This is a genomic window from Enterobacteriaceae bacterium Kacie_13 (assembly GCA_013457415.1).
Lineage (GTDB): Bacteria > Pseudomonadota > Gammaproteobacteria > Enterobacterales > Enterobacteriaceae > Rahnella.
The window spans coordinates 69,341-90,378 of the sequence record CP045665.1; the positions used below are offsets into that span (position 1 = coordinate 69,341).

Sequence of the window (21,038 nt, forward strand, 5' to 3'; positions counted from 1 at the left end):
TTCAGGAGTTCGCCATGAGCCAGCCTTCGCTGATTTTGTATTCCGACGCCAATTATTTCAGTCCTTACGTGATGTCCGCCTTTGTTGCGCTGACTGAAAAAGGCATTCCGTTTGAACTGGAAACTGTCGATCTGGCTGAAGCGGAGAACCTGAAGGAAAGCTATTCGGCGATTTCCGTCACTCGCCGCGTGCCGACGCTCACCAACGGCACTTTCGTGTTATCCGAATCTTCCGCGATTGATGAATATGTCGATGAGCTGTTTCCTGCGCCGACGTTTCCTGCGATTTATCCGGGTGATCCGGAAAACCGCGCCAAAGCCCGTGAAGTTCAGGCGTGGCTGCGCAGTGATCTGATGCCCATCCGTGAAGAACGTTCGACCGAAGTGGTGTTTGCCGGCGCGAAACGCCCGACGCTTTCCGCCAAAGGTCAGCAGGCGGCAGAAAAGCTCTTTGATGCAGCAGAACGTCTGCTTGGCGATAAAACGCATTTGTTTGGTGAATGGAGTATTGCGGATGTGGATCTGGCGCTGATGCTTAACCGTCTGCACTTAAACGGCGATCCGATGCCAGAAAAACTCGCCGCTTACGCCGAGGCGCAATGGCAAAGACCTTCAGTTTTAGAGTGGCTGGAATTATCAGCGAAGAAATAAAACAGGTGCGCAGTAAGCCGAAAAACTGACTGCGCGAAAACCGGATTACAGCGATTTGGTCAGGAAAAAGCGCGTATGGGTGGAAGGCGCATCTTGCGGCGCGCGGGAGTCCGCAATGTAATCTTCCAGCGCCATCTGCATGTGGTATCCCATGCGTTCATAGAACGGGCGGGCCTGAAAACTGAAGGTATCGACCAGCGCGTAACGGCAGCCACGCGCTTTGGCTTCTTCTTCCGCTTCGGTAATCAGCTGCGTGCCGACATCTTTTCCGCGCAGCGACTCATCGACCCACAGCATCTGAATGTACATCCAGTTTCCGACAGTTTCAGCCACAATCCCGGCTTGTTTCTTGCCACTTTCATCTTCAACAAAAATCCCTAACTCGCGAAATTTTGACGGCTGAATATAGCTTCTGTTGAAAGTACGCAGAGCAATTTTAATTTCATCGAGATCGTCGGTAGTCGGGGCGTGGGTGAGACGTGTCTTCATGACTTTCTTCCTTTTGCAGGCGAACGAAAAAACCAGAATAGTTAACCAGACATAGGAGTTGCAATCTTTCAGATACGAAAATTCTTAGGTTTTGGGAGCAAAACGACAAAAGCCTGTGGAAGTTTGCGCTTCCACAGGCTTTTTGAAAGGAAATTGATCAGGGCAATTATTTGTAGATTTCTGCGTCAGCGTGCAGTTTGTTGTTACCGGTCACCGAGATGATGCGGTAAGAAGAAGCACCGGCGTCTTTCGCCTGCTGTGACAATTTTGCTTCCAGGCCACTCAGAGTGGTGGAGTTAGCCGCAGAAATAACACCGATTTTCTGCATGTCACCGGATGGCTGAGTGACCTGCTGAGCCGCGAAGCTACCGAAAGAAATCAGGGAGAGGGTAGCAGCTACAGCAAAAATTTTGACGTTTTTCATGATAAGTATTCCATTCAGGTTTGTATGAGTGAAAGGTGGTTGCCTTTCGATGGAGGTATAATAGGCCTGATGAAGGGAGATGAAAAACGGATTGATTTGAGTAAGTCATTCAAAATATTTGGTCTACTTTTTACGCAATTTTACGCCCCTGTGCGGGTACCTGACGAAAGCCGCGTTGATGCTGACGTTGCCTTAAAAAACGTCATCATTTGCTGCTATTTTCTCCTTCTTGCTGATTTTTGGCGGGTTTGTTGATTCAGTGCTACGCTTTCAGGGTAGTAAGAGAAAGGGTTGTGCGTGGGGCATGAAAATAAACCTGCCACCCAGTTTGCGGAGTCTCAACGGTTCTGCTTTTGTTTGGCCGACTTGGTTGAACAATATTCACGGTAACGGAAATTTATTCGGAGGAGTCGAAAATGGGAATTTTATCCTGGATCATCTTTGGTCTTATTGCAGGTATTCTGGCTAAGTGGATCATGCCAGGCAAAGATGGCGGTGGTTTTATTCTGACCGTAGTACTGGGTGTTGTCGGTGCTGTGGTGGGTGGTTACATCAGTACGTTCTTCGGCTTTGGCCGCGTGGACGGTTTCAACTTCGGCAGCTTTGTTGTCGCGGTGATCGGTGCGATTGTGGTTCTGTTTATCTACCGCAAAATTAGGAGCTAATGGTTTTCCATTACGCCTGAAGAAGACAAAAGCCGCGACGTGTTGCGGCTTTTTTATTTCTCAAAAACGTCAATCCACCGGAGGCGTCGGTAATCTCACGATGTCCTGATACTCATTGCCCATCCAGTAAACCCCTTCTTTTGCCCAAAACGGCCCTTCGATGAAATCGAGCAAGTCTGAATACTCTTCGTAGAACTGCTTGCCCTCACGGTTGTACACGCGGATATAGCCGGAATAATGTCCGCCGTCGCCCGGCATCGTCATGCGCGGAATAAAATTGAACGTCCGGTATTCGCGCACCACATATTGCTTATTCGGGCTCCAGGTTTCTGAAATCAGTTTTCCCTGCTTCCACCACAAATAACACCCGGCAATGATCGCCAGCAGCAATGCAAGCTTTACCCAGCGTTTGCGCTGACGCACCAGTGCTTCCTGACTTTTGATTTTTGGCATTAGCTGCATCTTCATCTGAGGTGACAAATATTCACTTCCCGCACAGCTCCCCCTTAACCCCCGATTCCAGCAGATAATCCAGACACCATTGACACACTTTTCCCCGGCTGTCAGAACGAGCAGCGAGGAAAAGTTGTGTCGCATGTTTATGTTCCTGCATGGGTTTTTTAGTCAGCATGCCATTGTTCAACAGCGGCAACGCCAAATGATGGGGAATGTAGCCGATACCGATATTGCGTTGAATAAGCGCCATGGCCATCGCGAAATCAGGGACAAACAGTGGTTTTTGTCCTTCAAGTAGCCACGCCTGTTGATGCGCGAAGTTCACGGCGGTGTCGCGAATACACACTGCCGGATAGTGCCTCAGCTCAGTGTTGGTCAGCGGTTGCATCAAGGTTGCCAGCGGGTGTTGCGGACCTACCACAAAGTCCCACTCTAACAGGCCGAGTGCCTCGCTGATGATGCCTTCGGTGCTCGGTACATTGTGCGGTGCGCCAATCACCAGATCGGCCCGTTTGCTGTAAAGCGCGTCCCAGCAGCCGTTGTAGACTTCGACGTTGAGCATCAGTCGCGTTGAGGGGAATGCCCGCTCGAATTCGCTGATAAATTCCACCAGTACCGGCGTCGGCACGATGTTATTTACGGCGATAATAAACTCTTGCTCCACACCTTCGTGGATCAAGGTGGTGTTACGTTTCAGGGCATCGAGATCGCTGAGGAGGGTTTTGCTGTGCTGGATAAAATAGTGGCCGGCGGGGGTCAGCCCGATATGGCTGCCTTTACGGATAAACAACGCCACGCCCAGACTCTCTTCCAGTTTTTTGACCGTATAGCTGATGGCCGAAGGCACTTTATTGAGCTGTTCGGCGGCCGTGGTGATGCTTTGGTATTTCGCCACTAAATGGACGATACGAATACTTTCGTCAGAGATAACCACAGGCACTCCTGCCAGCGAAAAAGGGAAATCTGCCGCTATGACAGATTTCCCTTCATTATGACGCAATTCCTTTCTACAGAAAGCCCACCCGCAGAAAGCGTTCTTAAAAATTACCGTTTTTGCATCCGGCTAAACAGGGCGTAACAGACGCAGGCCACCAGAATTGAATCCACCGACGGGATAGTCGTCAGTGTGATCATTCCTTTGACCGTCATAAATCCAACGGCTGAACCGAGCAGCCAGGCGATAAAGGTCAGCAGCTTGATTTGTGGTTCGCGTGTTAACACCTCAGCCTGATAGCCGTTGCGGCGATAGAGGAAAAAGTCGGAAATATAGATCCCAGCTACCGGCGGCGTGGCGATGCCCAAAAACAGCAGGAAAGGGATGAACCACGCCATGATGTCCATGCTGCCCACCACGGCTGAAAGTACGCCGAGTGCCAGCGTGATTTGCCATCTCGGGAAGCGGGTCAGCAGGGTGGACACCACCAGCGTGCCTTGAAACATATTCCCCGCATTGCCGGTGATGCAGGCAAAAATCAGCAACAGGGCTGCCGGTAAGACCGCGCCAAAGGTAGCCATTGCCCCTAATAAAGAGCCCTGACCGCTCAGGGCACTTGGCATCGCACCGGCCCAGTACAGCAACGGGTAGGCCACCAGAAATGCTGCCGCTGCCGCAATCAGTGCATGTTTGCGGTTATGCACGAAACTGCCGAAATCCGGCAGGGTGGCGACTAACACGATGATCGTGCCGACCACGGTAGACACCGCAACGCCGGTGTTCATCTGGCTGACGCTCTCCAGCACCGGCGCCGTGCCGTGGGTTGCGACATACAGGATGTAGCACAGCACCAGCGCAATGACCGGCACCGCGACCTGCGCGATTTTGCCGAGCACGGCGAAACCAAAGGCAGTCGAGGCGACAAACAGACAGCAACCCAGCGCCACGAGGATGGAGGTCGGTAATTCCAGCCCGTGCTGCGCCAGTAAATCATGTACCGAATGGCCGAACATATTGGCAGTGACCGCAATCCAGCCGAACAGACTGACCGCCATCAGAATGTTAATCGCCACCGCGCCTTTCTCGCCGAAGGCGTATTTCACAATGCCGTAGGTCGGCAGACGCGCTTTTTCACCCACACAGATAGTGATGGCGGAAAGCAGCGTGAGGATAATTCCACCCAACGCCACCACGGTGATGAGCTGCGAACCGGACAGCTGATTGCCGAGGCTTGAGGAAGAGAGCAAAACCGGCGTGACCGCAATGCCGAGTAAAATCACCGCAATACGCAAGCCTGACGCCGTGGTTGGAGCACTTTCTGTTTTACGCATAACCTAATCCTTTTAAGTCGATGCTGATCCATCAGGCTGTGTGGTGATGTCCGGTGTACTGGCGCCAGCCGCCGGTTTCGGTGATTTCAGTTTGCCCTTCGACCAGCCAGGGTTCGGCCAGTACGCCAAGAACTTCGCTGCCGTCCTGTAATTTCACTTTGCCGATGCAAAGTCCGGCCGGTTCGCTGCTTAACAACGCGGCGAATGACGCGGGCGGCAGTGACCAAATTTCCAGACTGACGGTATTTCCACCCTGTGAAACGCGGATCATGCCCGGATGGCGATCGTTAATCGTCCACACACGGTAATGTGCATCGGTGCTGTCTTCGCGTACGAAAACGCCGCCGACTTTAGTCATATTAGGGTTCAGTTCCAGACCGCGCATCAGTGTGCCGTTTACGGCGAGCAGTACATTGTTTTCCATCGTTTTATCCTTAAATGTTAGAGATCCAGGTGCCGGTCTGATGATTGAGTGCCGCTTTTATCGCGTCTGGGGTGGTTATCAACCCCTTGGCACTCTTTCCCTGTTGCTGGCTGTTATTGATAAATTTCACGATGGCTTCGACTTTCGGCTGCATGCTGCCCGCACCAAATTGCCCTTCATGAATAAAAGTTTCGGCCTGAGTCACGGTCAGCTGGCTAAGCCACTGTTGCTGCGGCGTACCGAAGTTCACTGCGACCTGTTCGACACCGGTCGGGATCAGCAGCAGATCGGCGCCGAGCTGCTCGGCCAGTAGCGCTGATGCCAGATCTTTGTCGATCACGGCTTCCACGCCTTCGAGCTGATGGTGGGAATTGCGCACTACCGGGATCCCGCCGCCGCCGCAGGCAATCACAATGCAACCCTGTACCAACAAGGTGCTGATGGTTTCACGCTCGAGAATGTCGAGCGGCAGTGGCGAAGGCACGGTTCTGCGCCAGCCGCGCCCGGCGTCTTCGGCGATGCTCCAGCCCAGTTCCTGCTGACGCTGGCGCGCGATATGTTCATCCATAAAAGCGCCAACCGGTTTGATCGGATGTTGAAACGCGGGATCTTCTGCGCTGACCAGCGTCTGCGTCACGAGCGCTACCACCGGACGCGAAATGCCGCGCCGTTTTAGCTCGTTTAATAGCGCTTTCTGGAACATGTAACCAATGGCGCCTTGCGTGTCCCCGACCGCATAATCGAGCGGTACCGGGGCGACTTCGCTGGCAGCCAGCTCTGAGCGGCGCAGAATAAATCCGACCTGCGGGCCGTTGCCGTGGGTCAGGACCACGTCCCAACCCGCTTCAATCATATCGACGACAGGACGGACGCTTTCGACCACCGCCTGATACTGGTCAGGAATACTGTTTTTCTGTTCATTGACGATCAGCGCATTGCCGCCGACGGCCACCACGGCTAACGGTTTGTTCATGCCGGGATCTCCTGAGCCAGCGCCTGAAGGGCATCGACAAAACAGGACATCGGTGCGGTGGTGATGCCCGCGCCAATCTGGCCGACGCCCGCCTGTTTGTGGGCGATGCCGGTATTGATGATCGGAAGGATGCCGCGGTCGGCGACTTTACGGGCGTCGATACCCGCAGCGGTCGGCGCGAAATTCAGCGCAGGCAGGGTAAATGCCGGATTACCGCCAAGGGTGATTAACTGCATTTTGCGGCTGTTATTAGAAGCATCGGCTGGCGTTCCGCCGACGAATTTCACAATCGCCGGAGACGATGCCATTGCAAAGCCACCGACACCGGCTGTTTCGGTGATGGCGCTGTCACCCAGATCGGCGGCGGCTTCTTCCACGCCGTAGCCTGGGAAGAACAAGCCTTCCACCGGATTAGCCGGTGCCTGATACCAGCGGTCGCCGGTGCCGGAAAGACGTATGCCGAAATTAACGCCGTTACGCGCCATAACGGTGACCATCGAGCTGTAAGGCACGCCAGCGGCGGCATCCATCATCGCTTTGCAGGCAGCCATCGACAGATTGAGGAAGAAGTGATCGTTGCCAGTGATAAATTCCACGCAGCGTTGCAACTGAGCCAGCGGCAGGCCGCAGTCGAGCAGCGCAGGCACCAGACGTTTGATCAGCAATCCTGTCGCCGCCGCGTTGCGGTTATGCACTTCGTCGCCCATGTGCAGGGCCTGCGCCATCAGCGGTTTCAGTTCCAGCTCGCCGATGTAATGAACCGCGGCTTTCATGGCTGGCGCCAGTTCTTCGCTCATCCATTTCAGGCGTTGCAATACATCGTCGCTGTTGGCGCCGAAGCGTAAAACCTTGCCCAGTCCTTCGTTGAAGTTGCTGTACGCCCGCTGGCCGTTGGTTTTGTTTTCAATCACCCACAGCGGCATCGACGGGCTGATAATCCCGGCCATCGGGCCGACGGCGTGATAATGATGGCAAGGCTCGAGGTCAATTTTTCCTGATTCGATTATGCGTTCGGCATGTTGATGATCGGTTGCCCAGCCTTCCAACAGAACGGCACCGATAATCGCGCCTTTCACCGGCCCGCACATGTCCGGCCAGGCAATCGGTGGGCCGGAGTGTAGGATCAGTTTGCGTTCGGCCATTGCCGGAATCGCTTCGTGGGCGAACAGTACGTCAACCAGCGCTGGTTGGGCGCTGAGATAACGTGCGAAAGCCACCTCATTAGCCTGCTCTACCAGCGGATGACGCAGTAGCTGCGCCAGTTCCAGCCCGGCTTCGATATTGCCCAGCGCAGGCGGCTGCCAGCTGAGCGGCACCACCTCGCCACCGGCGGTTTTCAGGTTGTCAGCAAAGCTGTTCAGACCGGCATTGACCACGCAAAGTGGCTGATTCAGTAATGTATTCATTATTGTGCTTCCTTCTTTTCAGCCTGAATGCGGGCAATCTGGCAGGCCCATAGCGCGGCCTGCGCATTACATTCGGCAACCCAAACGCCAGCCTCGCGCAATGAGGCTATTTGACGTGAACGTTGTTGCGGATCGGCTTCGGTACCGCAGACGTGGGCGACCAGCATCGGGCGTTGGTCACGCGGATGCTGCGCGAGAATTTCCAGCAACTCGGTTGCCGGTTCCGCGGCGGCGCCGTAACCGAGTACCAGATCAAACAGCAGAACGGCGGTGTGCGGATCGTTTAATTCGGCGGCAATGCGCTGATTGCGCAGGGTCGGGTCGATCATCGGGTGCGGTTTGCCTCGGGTGTAATCGTCATCGCCCATGTCGATCACGGTGTGACCACTGCTGTGCCACAAATCATCGGGCTTTTTGTTGCCAAAAACCGGTGTGTTGGAGGTCGCGCTAAAGCCCTGCTGTTGACAAATCAGCTGGCTTTCATAACAGAAGGTGCCACCGGCAAAGACGCCGCGAATATCGGTGCGCGTTGCCGGTAATTCATGGCATTGCTCAGGGTTGATGATGTCGCCGAACTCTGTCACTGAGGGTTTGCCATCAAGCAGTGCCACAGCCATATCAGCAGCTTGCGATAAAGTGGTGGCGGCGAAAACGCGATCGCGGGTGATATCTGCGGGGTTGGCACCGAGGAAATTCACCACCACCGTTTTGCCGCAGGCGCTTGCCTGCTCAAGAATACGTTCTGCCACGTCGCGGGCTGGCGGTTTGGAAATCAGTACGATGACCTGCGTTTGCGGGTCTTCGGCCAGCATCTGCAAGCCGTAGAGCATAGAAATGCCGCCGATCTCTTCATGCAGATCATGGCCGCCGGTGCCGAGTGCCTGAGAAATGCCCGCGCCGAGGTGATCCACGCGGCAGGTGACTTCTTGCACGCCGGTCCCCGACGCGCCGACCACGCCCACAGCGCCACGTTTCACGACGTTAGCGAAGCCTAGCGGCATGCCGTTGATGATCGCCGTACCGCAGTCCGGGCCCATCACTAGCCGGTTTTTCTCACGGGCCAGCGTTTTGATCTGCTTTTCCTGCGCAAGGCTGACATTATCGCTGAACAGCATCACGTTCATATCCAGCTGCAATGCTTTCATTGCTTCGGCGGCGGCGTAATCGCCGGGCACCGAAATCAGCGCCAGATTGATCTCCGGATGACGCTCCAGCGCCATGTCCAGACTGACCAGATTGGGTGCGGTGACGCCGTCGTTACTGGTTTCCTTCGGCTTGCTGTTGAGCAGTTCGCGCGCCAGCGTTATGGCATCGTTGCAGGCTGCTTCGTCACCCATGACGGCGATAATCAGATCATTGGGACCGGCCTTGACGTCATTACCCAGCCCGACGTCGGCCAGCTGCGCCAGATTAGTTTGTGTCCCCATCACTACCGATGCCTGCTCAATACCCGGCTGTTTGTTAATTTTGGCAGAGATTTGCATCAGCGAAACAGAGTCCTGATACATGTTATTGAAAACCTGATACATGACACTCATAACAATTACCTGTGTTCTTACTGCCTGATTTTCAGGCAAAGGGATCCCGTGCCGGAGAGATGAAAGGCATCCGGCATGAAGAAAAAGAGTGATTACAACGCGGTCTGTAGCGTGCGCATTCCGTGCAGCAGACCGGCCAGACAATCCGCTCCTGAGCTGGCACCGCACTGCATCACCTTCTGAGTCGCTGCCGTAATTTGTGCGTGGCTGGCGGAAAGTGTCAGCAGCGCAAGCAGTTCACACAATGGCTCAGAGAAATGCCCGTGTAGCGCGCGCCGCAGATAATGCGCGCTGATGTCGTTGGTCCAGACGAGCTGCCCGGCGATAATTTGCCGGATCTGACGGGCATGTCCGGCGATGGCTGCCACCTCCTGCCACCGCCATAATGCGGCCAGATAACCGAGCAGATAGTCGTCGCCGTCCGGCGTCAATCCGCGTCCGAAGCCGACTAACCTCGCCACCTGAAACGTCAGTTGATCGAGGGGGTCGTGCAGCGAAATCAGTGGCTGGCGCTTCGAACTATCACCACTGGGCAGCAGCATTAATTCGCTTTCCACCGGCTGTTTACCCAGTTCGTCTGCCAGCGTGGCGTAGTGCAGTGGTTTTTCTGCGGCCTGCGCTAACCGAAGTTCCGGCTGCCAGATATCAGCGCTATCCAGCCCCGCCAGTTTGCCGCTCATTTCCCGCCAGTCCCAGGAAGGCGGCAGTTGAAGGCGTACCGCATCGGGAAGGTTCGGATACCGGCTGGCATCGAGCAGCGTCAGCAGGTGTCCGTCATCCGCCATGAAATTCATCGCGTGCTGAAAGCGGCTATGAATCTTCAGTTGCAGCCCGGTCTGAGTCAGCCGCTGCGCAGCCAGATAACCGACGGACACGATGGGCAGATGCACGTTACACCTTCGCGTTTAAGGCTCTGACGATAGCATGGGCATCGCTGACCCAGCCGAAAATGGCGCCCTGCGCTTTGATCATCTCCAGTGCGTATTTCTGGAACTCAGGAAAATAGGAGCCGACGCAGTCCTGAGGAATGATGCACTCAAAGCCGCGATCGTTGGCTTCGCGCACGGTGGTGGTGACGCACACTTCGGTGGTCACGCCGCAGACGATGAGGGTTTTGATGCCGTGATTTTGCAGCACCAAATGCAGATCAGTCTGGTAAAACGCGCCTTTGCCCGGTTTATCGATAACCGGTTCACCGGCCACCGGATAGAGCTCAGGAATGATGTCGTGACCGACTTCACCGCGCACCAGAATGCGGCCCATCGGGCCTTTGGTGCCGATAAATGTCTGGCCACCACGAGTCAGTTTAGCTGGCGGGCAGTCGCTCAGGTCAGCGCGGTGTCCTTCGCGGGTGTGAATGACCAACATCTGGTGAGCGCGTGCGGCATCCAGCACTTTTTTGCACGGCGCAATGGCGGTGCGCACTAATGAAACATCGTTGCCCAGTGCTTCGCCAAACCCGCCGGGTTCAACGAAATCACGCTGCATGTCGATCATTACCAGCGCGGTGGTTTGCGGATCAAAAGGTAACGCGAAAGGTTCGGCCTGAAATTTATGCGTTGTCATCGTCAATCTCCTGAACATCCAATGTGGGGAAATAAGTCTCTGGGGGAAGTATAAGGAGGTCGGCGGGTGGCAACAGCGAAATGATTTACCGGCCAGCGCCGAATATTTTGCAGAGGGATTTTTCGGCAGAAATAAGTGTGAGGCAGCGCAAATGCCCACGGCGCGCAGCAAACAATTTGATGCTGGCACGCCGTTGGTTGGGGAAAATTTGTTGAAGGAGTGTGATACGGGTTAAATCGCCACCAACCCCCGCACACCTTCCGCCTCCATTTCTTCCCCGCGACCGCGCTTCACGATGCTGCCGCGTGACATCACCAGGTAGCTGTCGGCCAGTTCGGCGGCGAAGTCGTAGAATTGCTCGACCAGCAGGATAGCCATATCGCCTTTGGCGGCCAGTTGTTTAATAACCGCGCCAATCTCTTTAATAACAGACGGCTGAATGCCTTCGGTGGGTTCGTCGAGGATCAGCAGGCCGGGTTTGCAGGCCAGCGCCCGGCCAATCGCCAACTGTTGCTGCTGGCCGCCGGATAAATCACCGCCGCGGCGATGTTTCATTTCCAGCAGGATCGGGAACAAGTGGTAGATTTCGTCTGGTACCTGTTTCGCATCGCTACCGGAAAAGCGTGACAGCCCCATCAGCAGGTTTTCTTCTACTGTCAGGCGCGGAAAAATTTCGCGCCCCTGCGGGACATAGGCGATGCCCGCCTGTACGCGCTGATGTGGTTTGCGGGTGTTTATCACCTGATCCTGCCAGCTGATAGTGCCGGATTTCGCCGGGATAAGCCCCATCAGGCATTTGAGCAGCGTGGTTTTACCCACGCCGTTGCGCCCGAGCAGGCAGGTGACTTCGCCGATTTTCGCCTCAAACGACAGGCCGCGCAGAATGTGGCTGCCGCCGTAAAACTGATTAAGTTCACTCACTTGCAACATAACTCTTTCCTCAGCGTCCTAAATAAACGTCGATCACCTGCTCGTTGGCCTGAACCTGTTTCAGCGAGCCTTCCGCCAGCACCTGCCCCTGATGCAGCACGGTGACGTGGTCAGCGATGCTTTCTACAAATCCCATATCGTGCTCGACCACCATCAGCGAATGCTTGCCCGCCAGCTGTTTAAACAGCTCGGCGGTGTATTCGGTTTCGGCGTCGGTCATGCCCGCCGCCGGTTCGTCGAGCAGCAGCAAATGCGGTTCCTGCACCAGCAGCATGCCGATCTCCAAAAACTGTTTCTGGCCGTGCGACAGCAAACCCGCCGGACGATGCCGTTCCGCCGAGAGCCGCAGCGTGCCGAGCATTTCATCGATGCGGTCGCGCTGTTCGCTGTTCATTTTGGCGCGCAGACACGCCCAGACTGATTTATTGGTCTTCTGCGCGATCTCCAGATTTTCGAATACAGTCAGCGCTTCGAAAACCGTCGGCTTCTGGAATTTACGGCCAATGCCGGACTGCGCGATGCGCACCGGATCGAGTCTGGTCAGATCGGTGCGCTGATCGTAAAAAACCCGCCCGCTCTGCGGTTTGGTTTTGCCGGTGATGACGTCCATCAATGTCGTTTTTCCCGCGCCATTGGGGCCAATCACACAGCGCAGTTCGCCGACACCGATGTTCAGAGACAAGTTGGTCAGTGCCTTAAAACCGTCAAAACTGACGTTGATGTTTTCCAGCTGCAAAATCGGATCAGTCTGTTCGCGGTGCCTGTCCGCCAGATGCGGCTGGGTAAACAGATCTTCGGTCATGGTCATCGGACTCATCAGGATTTCCTCTTGCGCAGCAGGCCAATCACGCCGTGCGGCAGGAACAGCGTCACGACAATGAACATACCGCCGAGCACAAACTGCCAGTATTCGGGAATGGCGACGGTGAACCAGCTTTTCGCGCCGTTAACGATGCCTGCGCCCAGAATCGGGCCGATCAGCGTGCCGCGCCCGCCGAGCGCCACCCAGATCGCGGCTTCGATGGAGTTGGTCGGTGACATCTCGCCCGGATTAATGATGCCGACCTGCGGGACGTACAGCGCCCCCGCCAGCCCGCACAGCATCGCGGACACCGTCCAGACAAACAGCTTGAACCCTTTCGGATCGTAGCCGCAGAATATCAGCCGGTTTTCGGCGTCGCGCACGGCGGTCAGCACGCGGCCATATTTACTGCGCGCCAGCGCAAAGCCGAGGGCCAGACTGGCGACCAGAACCAAAACGGTCATCAAAAATAATCCGACACGGGTACCGGTGGCGGTGACCTGAAAACCGAGCAGGGTGGTGAAACCGGTGAACCCGTTATTGCCGCCAAAGCCCGTCTCATTGCGGAAAAACAGCAACATTCCGGCGTAGGTCAGCGCCTGGGTCATGATCGAAAAATAGACGCCTTTGATTTTCGAACGAAAGGCAAAGTAGCCAAACACAAATGCCAGCGTACCGGGCACGAGGACAATCAGGCACAGCGCCCACGCGAAGTGCTGAGTGCCTGCCCAAAACCACGGCAGCTCGGTCCATGAGAGAAAGGACATAAAATCCGGCAGGCCATTGCCCGCGGCCTGTCGCATCAGGTACATGCCCATCGCGTAACCGCCGAGGGCGAAAAACAGCCCGTGACCGAGCGACAGCAAACCGGCGTAGCCCCATACCAGATCGAGGGCGATCGCGACGATCGCATAGCAGAGGATCTTGCCGACCAGCGTCAGAGTATATGTGGAGATCGAAAGCGGATTCTCCGCCGGCAGCAGCGCCAGAAACGGCATGACGATCAGCGCAATCAACACCAACGCGCCCACGGAAATCGCAATTTTCGGCGCTTTCTGCACGCCGGTTAGGGTTAGAGGTTGGCTCATCAGTCAATCACCCGGCCTTTGAAGGCGAAGAGTCCCTGTGGACGTTTCTGAATAAACAGGATAATCAGCGCGAGAATGAGGATTTTCCCCAGAACCGCGCCGATTTCCGGCTCAAGAATTTTGTTCACAATGCCCAGACCAAAGGCTGCGACCACTGTCCCCGCCAGTTGCCCGACGCCGCCGAGCACCACGACAAGGAATGAGTCGATGATATAACCCTGACCGAGTTCGGGGCCGACGTTGCCCAGTTGCGAGAGCGCCACACCACCTAAGCCTGCGATGCCGGAACCGAGGCCGAACGCCAGCATATCGACGCGGCCGGTCGGCACGCCGCAGCAGGCCGCCATCGCACGGTTTTGCGTCACAGCACGCACGTTCATGCCAAGGCGTGTTTTATTGAGCAGCAGCCACGTCAGCGCGAGCACCAGCAGGACGAAAATGATCACCGCAATGCGGTTGTAAGGCAGCACCAGATTCGGCAGCAGCTGAATGCCGCCGGAAAGCCAGCCGGGGTTGGCGACTTCGAGGTTCTGCGCCCCAAAAAGAACACGCACACCCTGAATCAAAATCAGGCTGATACCCCAGGTTGCCAGCAGCGTTTCCAGCGGACGGCCATACAAATGGCGGATCACCGTGCGCTCCAGCGCCATGCCGATTCCGGCGGTGATGAAAAACGCCACCGGCAGTGCGACCAGCGGGTAAATCGCCAGCAGCCCCGGCGCGTAGTGCTGAAACAGAGACTGCACCATATAAGTGGAATAGGAGCCGAGCATCAGCATCTCGCCGTGCGCCATATTAATCACGCCCAGCAGACCGTAGGTAATTGCCAGCCCCAGCGCTGCGAGCAGCAGAATCGAGCCGAGTGACAAACCGGTAAACGCCTGCCCGAGCAGATCGCCAATCAGCAACCGGTGCTGCACCGCTTTCAGACTGACAACGGCGGCGGCGCGCACGGTGGCATCGGCTTCGGTTTTCGGATCGGTCAGGCTTTGCAGCCGGCCTTGTGTATCCGGGTCGCCGGAGGTGCCGAGCAGCTCGACGGCTTTCAGTCGCACCTGCGGTCTCGCGTCCGCCAGCTGTAAATTCGCCAGTGCGATGGCCAGCGCGTTATGCACTGTGCTGTCTTTTTCCAGCTCAAAACGATGGGTCAGCAACGGCAGCTGATCGGCCTGCGCTTCGCGCTGTAAGGATTTTGCCGCCTGCAAACGCACGGCGCTGTCGGTGCTGACTAAACGGTGGGCGGAAAGGGCGTTGGCAATCAGAATGCGCAGGCGGTTGTTCAGCCACACTTTTTTGGTATCGCCCTGCGGTCTGGCATCCCCTTCCAGCGACGTGAGCTGGTCGCCGTTTTGGATGAAAGCGTGCTTCGATTCGTCGATGACGACGTTTTCCTGCTTCAACGCCTCCAGCAGCGGCAGTCTTTCCGGCTGCGGATCCGCCGCCCATTGTTGTAATAACGTGGCTTGCTGGCTGCGGCTGGCGGCTGCAAAATCATTCGCCGCACCCGCTTCGGCCAGCAACGGAAGGCAACAAAGCAGGAAAAGTAGTGGCCTGAAGAGGATTCTCATGATGTTCTCGCCGCAAAAAGTTGATTGTGGATTGCTCCTCCCCTGGGCAGGGGAGGAAGCTAAAAATCAATTCGTCGTTTTCACCGGAGTGTCTGGTTTTTTGTCGTTACCCGCGATGTACGGACTCCACGGCTGGGCGCGGATCGGTTTGTCAGTCTGCCAGACCACGTTGAACTGACCGTTGGATTCAATCTCGCCGATCATCACTGGTTTATGCAGGTGGTGATTGGTCGCATCCATGGTCAGCGTGAAACCAGAAGGGGCGGCGAAGGTCTGTCCGGCCATTGCGGCGCGAACTTTATCCACATCTGTCGTTCCGGCTTTCTCGACGGCCTGCGCCCACATATGGATGCCGACGTAGGTGGCTTCCATCGGGTCGTTGGTCACGGCGTTATCGGCGTTCGGCAACTTATGGGCTTTGGCGTAAGCCTTCCATTCGGCGACGAATTTCTTATTGGTTGGATTATCGACGGACTGGAAGTAGTTCCACGCCGCAAGGTCACCGACCAGCGGTTTGGTGCCGATGCCGCGCAGCTCTTCTTCGCCGACCGAGAACGCCACCACCGGTACGTCGGTCGCTTTCACGCCCTGGTTCGCCAGCTCTTTGTAGAACGGCACGTTGGAATCACCGTTGATGGTGGAGATCACCGCCGTTTTGCCGCCTGCTGAGAATTTCTTAATGTTGGAGACGATAGTCTGATAATCGCTGTAACCGAACGGGGTGTAGACCTCTTCGATATCGCTGTCTTTCACGCCTTTGGAATGCAGGAAGGCACGCAAAATTTTGTTGGTGGTGCGCGGATAGACGTAATCCGTGCCGAGCAGGAAGAAGCGTTTGGCCGCGCCGCCGTCTTCACTCATCAGATATTCTACCGCCGGGATCGCCTGCTGGTTAGGCGCAGCGCCGGTGTAAAATACGTTCGGCGACATCTCTTCGCCTTCATATTGCACCGGGTAGAACAGCAGACCGTTCAGCTCTTCGAAGACCGGCAGCACTGATTTACGCGAAACCGACGTCCAGCAGCCAAACACCACGGCGACCTTATCCTGCGTCAGCAGCTGACGGGCTTTTTCGGCGAACAGCGGCCAGTTAGAGGCCGGATCGACCACCACCGGTTCCAGCTTTTTACCGAGTACGCCACCTTTAGCGTTAATGTCGTCAATGGTCATCAGGGCGATGTCTTTCAGCGGCGTTTCAGAAATCGCCATGGTGCCGGATAGGGAGTGCATGATGCCCACCTTGATGGTCTCGGCGGCCTGAGCACTCCAGGCTAATCCCATGCTGACTACGGTAGCGGACAGAGCAAAGGCTTTAATAAAACGTCGACGTTGCATAGATGTACCCTCTGAGATTGAGTGAAGAGAACGCTGTTATGGTGAAAGTCGAAAACACATTTAAAAAAGTCATGACGGAAGGTTTCCGTCATTCTCCGCCCGGGCCTGATGCAGCATATGCAGGGTAATTTTGCGCACCTCGGCTTTGCTGACGGCAATATGGTCATGTAGTTGGCGTTGTGCCTCCTCAGTGCGTTGCCCGATGATGGCGAGCAAAATGCTCGCGTGTTCTTTGTAGGTGGCGTTCACCCGCTCGTCTTTGGTGAAATCCAGCCGGCGGATGATGCGGATTTTTTCGGTCAGCTCGCGGTGAATACGCGCCATTTCGGCGTTACCGGCGGCAGCGACCAGTGTCATGTGAAACTCTTCGTCAAAGCGCGATACCGTCTGGCCGTCTTCGAGGCGCGGCTGGTCTATCCAGAAATCCTTTAGCTCGGCCAGTTGCAGGGGCTGCGCTTCCGGCGGGCAGGCGCACAGGCGTTTTACCGCTTCAAGCTCCAGCACAATGCGCAGGTCGTACAACTGCTCGAAGAAGTCGAAATCGAACGGACGCACCTGCCAGCCGCTGCGGAAAAACACTTCCACGTAACCTTCGCGCTCGAGCCAGAACAGCGCCTGACGCACCGGCGTGCGGCTGACTTCCATGCGATCGGCGATGTCGTTCTCGCTGAAGCGGTCGCCCGGCAGCAGGCGGAAGCTGAAAATATCGGCCTTCAGCTGCTGATAAATACGTTCCGCCAGCCCTTCAGGACGGCTGCTTTTCGTACGTGTCGATTTGGCGCCTGTCAGTTGCATAAAAAGTCCCTTGTGGTTTTCACCTGCTTAAACCGCTAAATCCAGCCACAGCAGCGCATCGCCCGGTCCGACCGGACGGCCCTGCTGGCAGCTGATTTTCAATACCGTTCCGGCGCACGGCGCGTTGACCGACAGCTCCATTTTCATGGCCTCGACGACAATCAGCGGCTGGCCTTCCACCACCTGCTGGCCCGGTTCAACCAGGATTTTCCAGATATTGCCGTTGAGATCGGCGCTGACCAGATGCCCGTCCTGATCCACGTCGTCCTCCACTAACTGGACGGCGTTGGCAGCCACTTCCACCGCCGCGCTTTCTGCTTCATGCCAGTGCGCGACCTCTTTGGTAAAGGCTTCTGCCTGTTTTGTGCGAAAGTCAGCGATATCGGCGGCGTTGTCGGCAAGGAATTGGGTGTATTGCGCAAAATCGAACTCTGTCTCTTCGATGCGCACCTGTGCACGGCCTTCGCGGAAGGCGTCGCGCTGGACATCCAGTTCCGCTTCGGTCACTTCATAGAAGCGCACCTGATCGAAGAAATGCAGCAGCCACGGCTCGCCGTTTTTGAACTGTTCATTTTTAAGAAACTTATTCCAGATAGGCAGCGTGCGGCCGACCAGCTGATAGCCGCCCGGCGAATCCATGCCGTAGATGCACATGTACATCCCGCCGATGCCGACCGTGCCTTCGGCGGTGTAGGTGCGCGCCGGATTGTATTTAGAGCTGAGCAGGCGATGGCGCGGATCGACCGGCACCGCGCATGGCGCGCCGAGGTACACATCGCCCAGCCCGAGAATTAAATAGCTGGCGTCGAAAATGATGTTTTTGACTTCGTCGCGGCTTGCCAGCCCGTTGGTGCGCTGGATGAAATCGACGTTATTTGGCAGCCACGGCGCATCGGCGCGCACGGTTTGCTGATAGCGTTCCACCGCGCCAAGCGTGGCGGAATCCTCAAACGCCATCGGCATATGTACGATGCGGGTCGGGATTTTGAGCTGGCTGACATCCGCCAGACTTTGTTCGAGCGTCAGTAAATGCTCAAGAAGCGCGCTTTGGTGCAGCACGCGGCTGTCATAGCGGATTTGCAACGAGCGCACGCCCGGCGACAGCTCTTCGATACCCTCCTGACCCGCGGCACGGATGGCGTTCATCAGCAGATAAATGCGCATCCGCACCGCCAGATCCAGCACGTTGTCGCCGTACTCAATCAGCACGTAGCCGTCGCCTGCCTGCCGGTATTCCACCGAAGGACGCTCCGTTGTTGCCGGTAATGCCGCGAGGAGGGTGGCGGACGCGGTAGTGTCCGGCATCAGCGACGGCACCGGCAGCGCCATGGCGTTCACTGGCATCAGCGAATCGATGGTGCCCTGCTGCGCCAGTTCCAGCGCCTGTGCTTGTTCAAAACTTACCGGATGGAAGCGGATTTTATCGCCCGGTTTCACCTGCCCGACTTTCCACAGCTCGGCTTTGGCGATGGTCACCGGGCAGACGAAACCGCCGAGGCTTGGTCCGTCACGGGTCAGGATCACCGGGAAATCGCCGGTAAAGTTGATGGCGCCAATGGCGTATTCGCAGTCATGCACGTTCGACGGATGCAGACCGGCTTCACCGCCGTCCTGCCGCGCCCACTGTGGTTTCGGGCCGACCAGACGCACGCCGAGGCGGTTGGAGTTGTAATGCACCTGCCATTCGGCGGCGAAGAAGGTATCGATCGATTCTTTGGTGAAGAAGTCCGGTGCGCCGTGCGGGCCATACAGCACGCCGATGTTCCACAGATCGCCATACTGAGGCACGATGTTTTCCGCCGCAGGCTGCGGTAAACCGACCGGCGCGGGTGTGGTGCAGGCGGCGAGTTCGGGCTGGGAAATTGTCAGCATATCGGCGACGCGCAGCGTGCGGCCGGCGTGGCCGCCAAACTGCCCGAGCGCGAAGGTCGAACGGCTGCCGAGATAGACCGGCACGTCGACACCGTTACGCACCGCAAGACAGGTGCGGCAGCCTTGCGTGGCGCGGCCCAGCGTCAGTGTCTGACCGGCTTTGACCGTCACCGGCTGCCAGTAGCTCACCGTCTCGCCATCAAGATCCGCCGGGCAGTGTGCGCCGGTCAGGGCAATGGTCGCGTCGCAGTGAAAACGCAGCGTCGGACCTTGCAAAGTGAATTCCAGACCGGCGGCATCAATATGGTTACCGACAATGCGGTTGGCGAGGCGGAACGCAAAATCATCCATCGGGCCGGACGGCGGCACGCCGATATCCCAGTAACCGAGACGGCCCGGATAGTCCTGCACGCTGCTGTAGGTGCCGGGTGCGATCACTTCGATGGCATTCGGCGCGTAGGTGAAACTGTCGAGCATCCGTGTCCACATGTCGCCGTCGCGGAACACCTGTGTGGCTACCACCTGACGCAGATAATCAATATTGGTGGCGATGCCATGCAAACGGGTGGCGGCCAGCGCGGCGGACATTTTCGCCAGCGCCTCCTGACGGTCGGTACCGTGGACGATCAGCTTGGCAATCATCGGGTCGTAAAACGCCGAGACTTCGCTGCCGGTAGACACCCAGCCATCGACGCGCACGTTTTCAGGGAAAAAGACTTCGGTCAGTACGCCGGGACTCGGCTGGAAGTTTTTCAGCGGATCTTCGGCGTAAATGCGCACTTCTACCGATGCGCCCTGTGGCGCTTTTTCCATTGCAGGCCAGTCCAGCGGTTCATCCGCTGCGACGCGCAGCATGCATTCGATCAGATCCAGCCCGGTGACCATTTCGGTGACCGGATGCTCAACTTGCAGACGGGTATTCACTTCGAGGAAATAAAACTCATCGCGCGCGGCGTCATAAATAAATTCGACGGTACCGGCGCTGCGGTAATTTACCGATTCGCCCAGCTGCACGGCGGCGCGATGCAGGGCTTCACGGCTGGCTTGTGGCAGGTTCGGTGCTGGCGTTTCTTCTACCACTTTCTGATTGCGGCGTTGCAGGGAACAGTCGCGTTCGCCCAGGGCCACCACGCGGCCTTTACCGTCGCCAAAAATCTGCACTTCGACGTGACGGGCGCGATCCACAAACCGTTCCAGAAACACGCCCGCATCGCGGAAAAACTGCTCGCCGAGGCGCTTCACGCTGTCCCACGCGGCGCGCAATCCGTCTTCGTCGTCGCAGCGCGTCAGGCCAATGCCTCCGCCGCCTGCGGTACTTTTGAGCATGATCGGATAACCGATTTTCGCCGCCGCAATCACCGCGTCTTCAATGCTTGCCAGCAAACCGGTGCCCGGCGTCATTGGCACTTGTGCGGCTCCGGCTAATTCACGAGCGCGGTGTTTGAGGCCGAATTCGCGGATTTGTCCGGCGGTCGGGCCGATAAACGCAATGCCTGCGGTTTCGCAGGCTTCGGCAAATTCGGCGCTTTCGGATAAAAAGCCATAACCGGGATAAATGGCCTGCGCGCCGGTTTCTTTCGCGGCGGCCAGAATTTTGTCGATCATCAGGTAGCTGTCGCTGGCCTTTTCACCGCCCAGCGCGATGGCGATATCGGCATCGGCGACGTGCGGCGCGTTACGGTCGGCGTCGGAATACACGGCGACGCTGGTGACTCCAAGGCGTTTCAGCGTACGGATGGCGCGGCAGGCAATTTCGCCACGGTTGGCGACCAGAACAGTCGTAAACATAGGT

General features: G+C 56.7%; 20 protein-coding genes. 2 read left to right on the top strand and 18 right to left on the bottom strand.

The window, feature by feature from the left end:
• Positions 1 to 14 precede the first annotated feature (14 nt).
• Entirely contained in the window at positions 15 to 650 is a 636-nt protein-coding gene (locus tag GE278_00315) for a glutathione transferase (protein QLK59322.1), read from the top strand.
• Positions 651 to 695: 45 nt separating this feature from the next.
• Here GE278_00315 and GE278_00320 read toward each other — a convergent pair whose 3' ends face one another.
• Entirely contained in the window at positions 696 to 1,139 is a 444-nt protein-coding gene (locus tag GE278_00320; GenBank protein ID QLK59323.1) for a GNAT family N-acetyltransferase, read from the bottom strand.
• A 166-nt stretch (positions 1,140 to 1,305) separates the two neighbouring features.
• Positions 1,306 to 1,563, bottom strand: a complete 258-nt coding sequence (locus GE278_00325) for a DUF1471 domain-containing protein (GenBank protein ID QLK59324.1) — start codon at positions 1,561 to 1,563, stop codon at positions 1,306 to 1,308.
• Positions 1,564 to 1,979: 416 nt separating this feature from the next.
• Between GE278_00325 and GE278_00330 the strand changes: the two genes are divergently transcribed.
• Positions 1,980 to 2,228 (top strand): GlsB/YeaQ/YmgE family stress response membrane protein, encoded by a 249-nt coding sequence (locus GE278_00330; GenBank protein ID QLK59325.1) that lies wholly within the window; start codon positions 1,980 to 1,982, stop codon positions 2,226 to 2,228.
• 69 nt (positions 2,229 to 2,297) lie between these two features.
• Here the strand turns inward: GE278_00330 and GE278_00335 are convergent, their stop codons facing one another.
• The 16 genes from GE278_00335 to uca all read right to left on the bottom strand — a co-directional run bounded on the left by GE278_00335 (position 2,298) and on the right by uca (position 21,034).
• Positions 2,298 to 2,681, bottom strand: coding sequence for a hypothetical protein (locus tag GE278_00335; protein QLK59326.1), 384 nt, complete (start codon positions 2,679 to 2,681; stop codon positions 2,298 to 2,300).
• Positions 2,682 to 2,712: 31 nt separating this feature from the next.
• Positions 2,713 to 3,618, bottom strand: coding sequence for a LysR family transcriptional regulator (locus tag GE278_00340; protein ID QLK59327.1), 906 nt, complete (start codon positions 3,616 to 3,618; stop codon positions 2,713 to 2,715).
• A 110-nt stretch (positions 3,619 to 3,728) separates the two neighbouring features.
• Complete coding sequence (locus GE278_00345) at positions 3,729 to 4,949, bottom strand: cytosine permease (GenBank protein QLK59328.1); 1,221 nt, start codon at positions 4,947 to 4,949, stop codon at positions 3,729 to 3,731.
• Between the two features lie 31 nt (positions 4,950 to 4,980).
• On the bottom strand, positions 4,981 to 5,373 hold the full coding sequence (locus GE278_00350; GenBank protein QLK59329.1) for a glutamyl-tRNA amidotransferase: 393 nt from the start codon (positions 5,371 to 5,373) through the stop codon (positions 4,981 to 4,983).
• 10 nt (positions 5,374 to 5,383) lie between these two features.
• Positions 5,384 to 6,346, bottom strand: coding sequence for a carbamate kinase (locus GE278_00355; protein QLK59330.1), 963 nt, complete (start codon positions 6,344 to 6,346; stop codon positions 5,384 to 5,386).
• On the bottom strand, positions 6,343 to 7,752 hold the full coding sequence (locus GE278_00360; GenBank protein QLK59331.1) for a DUF1116 domain-containing protein: 1,410 nt from the start codon (positions 7,750 to 7,752) through the stop codon (positions 6,343 to 6,345). Before GE278_00360 ends, GE278_00355 begins: the two co-directional genes overlap by 4 nt.
• Positions 7,752 to 9,290, bottom strand: a complete 1,539-nt coding sequence (gene fdrA / locus GE278_00365) for an acyl-CoA synthetase FdrA (GenBank protein QLK59332.1) — start codon at positions 9,288 to 9,290, stop codon at positions 7,752 to 7,754. Before fdrA ends, GE278_00360 begins: the two co-directional genes overlap by 1 nt.
• A gap of 92 nt (positions 9,291 to 9,382) precedes the next feature.
• A complete protein-coding gene (locus GE278_00370) occupies positions 9,383 to 10,084 on the bottom strand; it encodes a DUF2877 domain-containing protein (protein ID QLK63154.1) in 702 nt (233 codons plus the stop codon).
• 97 nt (positions 10,085 to 10,181) lie between these two features.
• Positions 10,182 to 10,856, bottom strand: a complete 675-nt coding sequence (locus GE278_00375; protein ID QLK59333.1) for an isochorismatase family protein — start codon at positions 10,854 to 10,856, stop codon at positions 10,182 to 10,184.
• A 231-nt stretch (positions 10,857 to 11,087) separates the two neighbouring features.
• The gene (urtE, locus tag GE278_00380; GenBank protein QLK59334.1) at positions 11,088 to 11,786 is read right to left on the bottom strand and encodes an urea ABC transporter ATP-binding subunit UrtE; all 699 of its coding nucleotides are present in this window, start codon (positions 11,784 to 11,786) and stop codon (positions 11,088 to 11,090) included.
• Positions 11,787 to 11,796: 10 nt separating this feature from the next.
• Positions 11,797 to 12,594 (bottom strand): urea ABC transporter ATP-binding protein UrtD, encoded by a 798-nt coding sequence (gene urtD, locus GE278_00385; protein ID QLK63155.1) that lies wholly within the window; start codon positions 12,592 to 12,594, stop codon positions 11,797 to 11,799.
• Between the two features lie 8 nt (positions 12,595 to 12,602).
• Positions 12,603 to 13,676, bottom strand: coding sequence for an urea ABC transporter permease subunit UrtC (gene urtC / locus GE278_00390; GenBank protein ID QLK59335.1), 1,074 nt, complete (start codon positions 13,674 to 13,676; stop codon positions 12,603 to 12,605).
• The gene (gene urtB, locus GE278_00395) at positions 13,676 to 15,244 is read right to left on the bottom strand and encodes an urea ABC transporter permease subunit UrtB (GenBank protein QLK59336.1); all 1,569 of its coding nucleotides are present in this window, start codon (positions 15,242 to 15,244) and stop codon (positions 13,676 to 13,678) included. Before urtB ends, urtC begins: the two co-directional genes overlap by 1 nt.
• A 66-nt stretch (positions 15,245 to 15,310) precedes the next feature.
• On the bottom strand, positions 15,311 to 16,579 hold the full coding sequence (gene urtA, locus GE278_00400; GenBank protein ID QLK59337.1) for an urea ABC transporter substrate-binding protein: 1,269 nt from the start codon (positions 16,577 to 16,579) through the stop codon (positions 15,311 to 15,313).
• A 69-nt stretch (positions 16,580 to 16,648) separates the two neighbouring features.
• Complete coding sequence (locus GE278_00405) at positions 16,649 to 17,374, bottom strand: FCD domain-containing protein (GenBank protein ID QLK59338.1); 726 nt, start codon at positions 17,372 to 17,374, stop codon at positions 16,649 to 16,651.
• Between the two features lie 27 nt (positions 17,375 to 17,401).
• Entirely contained in the window at positions 17,402 to 21,034 is a 3,633-nt protein-coding gene (gene uca, locus GE278_00410) for an urea carboxylase (GenBank protein ID QLK59339.1), read from the bottom strand.
• Between the last annotated feature and the right edge of the window lie 4 nt (positions 21,035 to 21,038).